At 62.1% G+C, this 5,308-nt stretch carries 3 protein-coding genes; 1 reads left to right on the top strand and 2 read right to left on the bottom strand.

The genetic code is table 11. The features are described from left to right. Positions 1–735 (top strand): autotransporter outer membrane beta-barrel domain-containing protein (locus DBR18_RS28805; protein ID WP_256588558.1); only part of this gene is annotated, 735 nt, incomplete at its 5' end. A 130-nt stretch (positions 736–865) separates the two neighbouring features. Here DBR18_RS28805 and glgB read toward each other — a convergent pair. Together glgB and DBR18_RS05505 are read right to left on the bottom strand one after the other, a co-directional pair. Beyond that, complete coding sequence (gene glgB / locus DBR18_RS05500) at positions 866–3,097, bottom strand: 1,4-alpha-glucan branching protein GlgB (protein ID WP_108589556.1); 2,232 nt, start codon at positions 3,095–3,097, stop codon at positions 866–868. Positions 3,098–3,099: 2 nt separating this feature from the next. Further along, positions 3,100–5,308 (bottom strand): putative maltokinase (locus DBR18_RS05505; RefSeq protein WP_108589557.1); only part of this gene is annotated, 2,209 nt, incomplete at its 5' end.

Genomic DNA, 5,308 nt, shown 5'->3' on the forward strand with positions numbered 1-5,308 from the left:
AAAAGCCCACCGGTGCTGACCGTGCGCAGCGCCAGTGGCCACACCCAGACCATCGGCCTGATGGGTGGACACAACCAGATCCTGGCCAATAATGGCGGCCTGATCAGCAGCCGCGCCCTCGCCGACCCGACCACCGACACCCTGAACCTGCAAGGCCAGAGCCTCGGTGCGTATTACAGCCTGACCGGCGCACAGGGCTGGCACGTCGACCTGTCGGCCAGTGGCGGCCGGGTCAGCGGTTTCAGTCGCAATGAACAGGGCGCGCGCCAGGCCACCGAAGGCAGCGCGATGACCTTCTCGGTCGAGGGCGGGTACCCCATCGGCCTGAGTGAAAACTGGGTGGTCGAACCCCAGGCGCAATTGATCAACCAGCGCATTACCCTCGACACGCCCTACGCGGGTTCCGGTAATGCATCTTCGACGGATCTGTCAGCGTGGAGCGGTCGCGTCGGCGCCCGTTTGAAAGGCAGTTACGATCTGAACGGTCTGCCAGTAGAGCCATACGTGCGCACCAACCTCTGGCACACGGTCTACACCGGCAATACGGTAACGCTGGATCAGGTCGACAAAATCAGCAGCAGCCGCAAATCGTCGACGGTCGAGTTGGGATTGGGGTTGGTGGCGCGGGTGACGCCTGCGGTCAGCCTGTATGTCAGCGCCGATTACAGCAGTGATGTGGATGACAATGACCTGAACGGGTTGATTGGCAGCCTGGGGGTGCGGATGCGGTGGTGATTTTCGGATCATCCAGAATCACTGTGGGAGCGAGCTTGCTCGCGAAAGCGGCTGAACATTCAACATCATCGTTGACTGACATATCGTCTTCGCGAGCAAGCTCACTCCCACAGGGTTAGCAGTGTCTGGATCAGCCCTCCGGCTTGAGAATCAGCACCGCCAGCGGCGGCAGGTTCAACTCCAGTGACAACGCCTGCCCATGGCTCGCCACCTCTTCGGTAAACGCCCCGCCGCCATTGCCATAGTTGGACCCGGCGTAGGTGTCGGCATCACTGTTGAGCAATTCCGCCCAACGCCCGGCAAACGGCACGCCGACCCGATACGACTGACGCGGCACCGGGGTGAAGTTGGCCACCACCAGCACCGGTTTGCCGTCCCGGCTCCAGCGCAGCCACGCATACACACTGTTGATCGCATCATCGCCAATCAGCCACTGAAAGCCCTGCGGCGCGTCGTCCTGATCGTGCAGCGCCGGCTCGTCGCGGTACAGACGGTTGAGGTCGCCGACCAGTTTCTGTACGCCTTTGTGTTCCGAGTATTGCAGCAGGTACCAGTCCAGTTGCTGGTCATGATTCCACTCCCGCCACTGGCCGAACTCGCAGCCCATGAACAACAGCTTCTTGCCCGGATGGGTCCACATGAAACTCAGATAGGCGCGCAGGTTGGCGAATTTCTGCCAGCGGTCACCGGGCATCTTGTCGATCAGCGAATGCTTGCCGTGCACCACTTCATCGTGAGAGATCGGCAGGATGAAACGCTCGGACCAGGCGTACACCAGACCAAAGCTCAGTTCGTTGTGATGATGCGCGCGGTACACCGGATCCTGCTGGATGTAGTGCAGCGAATCGTGCATCCAGCCCATGTTCCATTTGTAGGCGAAACCGAGACCGCCCTGCTGGGTGCTCTGGCTGACGCCCGGCCATGCGGTGGATTCCTCAGCGATCACCAGCGCACCCGGCGCTTCCAGCTCGACCACATCGTTCAAGTGGCGCAGGAAGTCGATGGCTTCCAGATTCTCTCGCCCGCCGTGGCGGTTCGGCACCCACTCGCCGGCCTTGCGCGAATAGTCGCGATAGAGCATCGAAGCCACGGCATCGACCCGCAGACCATCGACATGGAAATGCTTCAACCAGTGCAGGGCCGACGCCAGCATATAGCCGTGCACTTCGGTGCGGCCAAGGTTGTAGATCAGCGTGTCCCAATCCTGATGGAAGCCCTCCAGCGGGTTGCCATACTCGTACAGCGCCGTGCCATCGAATTGCGCCAGACCATGAGTATCGGTGGGGAAATGCGCCGGCACCCAGTCGAGGATTACGCCAATGTCGGCGCGGTGGCAGGCGTCGACGAACTCACCAAACTGCTGCGGTGTGCCGTAGCGGGCGCTCGGGGCGAATTGCGAGAGCAACTGATAACCCCACGAACCGCCGAACGGGTGTTCCATGATCGGCATCAGTTCGATGTGGGTGAAACCCAGTTCCTTGACGTAAGGAATCAGCCGTTCGGCCAGCTCCGGCCAGGTGTACTGGCGGGCGACCTCGCCCAGATCGTCCAGCTCGCATTGCCACGAACCTGCATGCAGTTCGTAGATCGACAGCGGCGCCGAATGCTTCTGCCGATCGCGACGGCCGCTCATCCAGTCCTGATCCTGCCAGTCGATCTGCAGCGGCGCAGCGACTTTCGACGCGGTGTCCGGCGGCAGGCTGGTGGCCAGTGCCATAGGGTCGGCCTTGAGCGGCAGAATGCCGTGGGCGCCGAGGATTTCGTATTTGTACAACTCGCCCGCCTGCAGGCGCGGAATGAACAGCTCCCAGACCCCGGACGGGTGACGCAGGCGCATCGGGTGGCGACGCCCGTCCCAGACGTTGAAATCACCGACCACCGACACCCGCCGGGCATTCGGCGCCCACACGGCGAACCGCACACCGTCGACGCCATCGACGGTCTTCAATTGCGCGCCGAGGCAACTGCTCAGATCACGGTGATTGCCTTCGGCGAACAGGTACAAATCCATTTCGCCGAGCAATTGACCGAAGCTGTAGGGATCTTCCGCCACCTGCTCTCCCCCGGCCCAGCGCGTGCGCAGCAGATACGGCCGCGCCTGCGCGAAGTGCCCGACAAACAAGCCCGGGGTTTCCGTGGCGTTCAGTTCGCCGCGCTCTTCGCCGCTGTCCTTGTCCAGCACTTCGACTTTCAACGCACCGGGCAGATAGGCTCGGATGAATTGCCCACCGGCGCCGTCGCCGTGCGGACCGAGAATGGAAAACGGGTCGTGATGTTCGGCGCGCACCAGCGCGTCAATGTCTTTCGCCGAGGGCAGCAGTGTCTCTTTGACCTGACCCTGTTCCTTGTTCGAGAAACTCATGACTACTCTCCACCAAGATCGGAAAAGGGTTTAAGCCCCGTCAATAACCCATACAAACCGTGCAACGGCACGGGCAGCCACGTGGGGCGATTTTCGGCTTCATAGGCCACTTCATAGGCCGCCTTCTCCAGGCCGAACAGCGCAAGCGCAGCTTCGGCACCTGCAGGATCCTGCCAGGCAGGATCAAGACTAGCTGCCGCTTGGTGATATGCCTGGACAAATGCCTCCCGGGCCTCACGCAGATAGCGCTCGGCGACTCGATGCCGCGCCGCTTCCGACTCCGGACTGTGATCGACGTTGTGCACGTTGATGGTCATGGCCGCCGCGTAATCGAAGGAACGCAGCACGCCGCTGACATCCTTGTACGGGCTGTGCTTGCCACGCCGTTCGTGCAGCGGTCGCGCCGGTTCACCCTCGAAATCGATCAGGTAGGCATCGCCCTTGATCACCAGCACCTGGCCCAGATGCAGATCGCCGTGCACGCGGATGCGTAATCCGCCAGCGGCTTTCTGCGCCAGTTCCTGCACATGGCCGAGGATGACCTTTTTGTTGTCCAGCAGCCGCGCAACCAGTTTCTGATCGGCTGCGCCCAGCTGGCCCTGATGCTGTTTAAGCAGCTTCAGCGCATGCTCGACCTGCGCCGCAACGTCCTTGCCCGTGGCTTGTGCCTCCTTGGCGCTGGTGGTCTGCGGGGCGAAGTCCGGGTTGTCGCTCGGCGCCGCCAGCACTTTATGCATCTCGCCCAGGCGCTGGCCGAGCATGCCGGCAAAGTCCTTCAGCTCGCCGAGGGCGTTGTAATGCTGCTCCTGCTCGGACATCGCATCGGCCAACTCGTCACGCAACGCTCGCTCGAGGTTGTTCTGGGTCCATTCCCAGGCATCGCCCTGATTGCTCAGATAGCCTTGGGCGATCATCAACAGATTGTCTTCACCCTTGGCATCACGGCGGATCACCGAACCCAGCAGCGGAGAGATATTGGCAAATCCGGCTGCGGTCAGGTAAGCGCTCATCTCCAGTTCCGGGTGTACGCCAGAAGCGACTTTGCGGATCAGCTTAAGCACCATGCTGTTGCCGATCACCACCGAACTGTTGGATTGCTCGGCGGACAGATAGCGCACTTCGGGGTCGCTACCCAACCCGAGTTTTTCCAGTTGCGCCGTGGCTTCGAAACGGATTTCCCCGGCCTCCGACGCCAACACCGTCGCGGCCTGCATGCCCTCCAGCACATGACGGATAAACGCCTCCAGACTGAACGCATCGGTGATCAGCCCCACCTGCCGCCCACGCCGGACCCTGGCTAACGCCAATTGTTGCGGCAGTGCCGGGCCGACCTGATCTTCAGAGATGAAGCCGAACGGCAGTTGATAGCGGCTGGTCTGCCCGCCGCTGGTGACTTCGATTTCGCTGAGCAGCACCGGATGCTGCGCATCGCCAAAACGCACGCCATAGGCCAGATGCACCTGCTCGATGGCCGCATCCTTGCCGGCAAACCAGCGGCGGTTCTGCAGCCAGCTCGGCAGGATGCCCTGTTCGAGGGTATTGCGGGTCGGGGCATCGAGCAGCTCTTCCATGCGTTTTTTCAGCACCAGCGTGGTGAAGTCCGGCAGGCTCTGCGCCGGCTCCACGTGCCAGCTCGGCATCTGGTTTTCTGTCGCGAGAGCAAACCAATAGAAACCGTATGGCGCCAGGGTCAGCAGGAAATTCAACTGGCCGATGGGCGGGAACGCATTGCCGCCGAGCATCTCCACCGGGACCATGCCGACGTACGCCGACAGATCGAGCTCCGCTGCCTGTGCGCTGCGCGAGACGTTAGCCACGCAAAGGATGATTTCGTGCTTGCCGTCGGCGTCGGTGAACTCCCGGGTGTACGCCAGAATCCGCCGGTTGCTCGGCGACAGCATCTTCAGCGTGCCACGCCCGAATGCCTTGGACTGCTTGCGCACAGCCAGCATGCGCCGCGTCCAGTTGAGCAACGAATGCGGGTCGCCGGCCTGGGTTTCAACGTTGACCGACAGGTAGCCGTATTGCGGGTCCATGATCGGCGGCAACACCAGACTGGCCGGGTCGGCGCGGGAGAAACCGCCGTTGCGGTCGATAGACCATTGCATCGGCGTGCGCACGCCGTCGCGGTCACCGAGGTAGATGTTGTCGCCCATGCCGATTTCGTCGCCGTAATACAACGTCGGCGTGCCGGGCATCGACAGCAGCAGG

The organism is Pseudomonas sp. HMWF021 (genome assembly GCF_003061005.1).
In the GTDB taxonomy this organism is placed as follows: Bacteria; Pseudomonadota; Gammaproteobacteria; order Pseudomonadales; family Pseudomonadaceae; genus Aquipseudomonas.

What these genes read in the sequence shown, in the direction of transcription:
- glgB (WP_108589556.1), bottom strand. Translation starts at nt 3,097, where the DNA reads ATGAGTTTCTCGAACAAGGAACAGGGTCAGGTCAAAGAGACACTGCTG.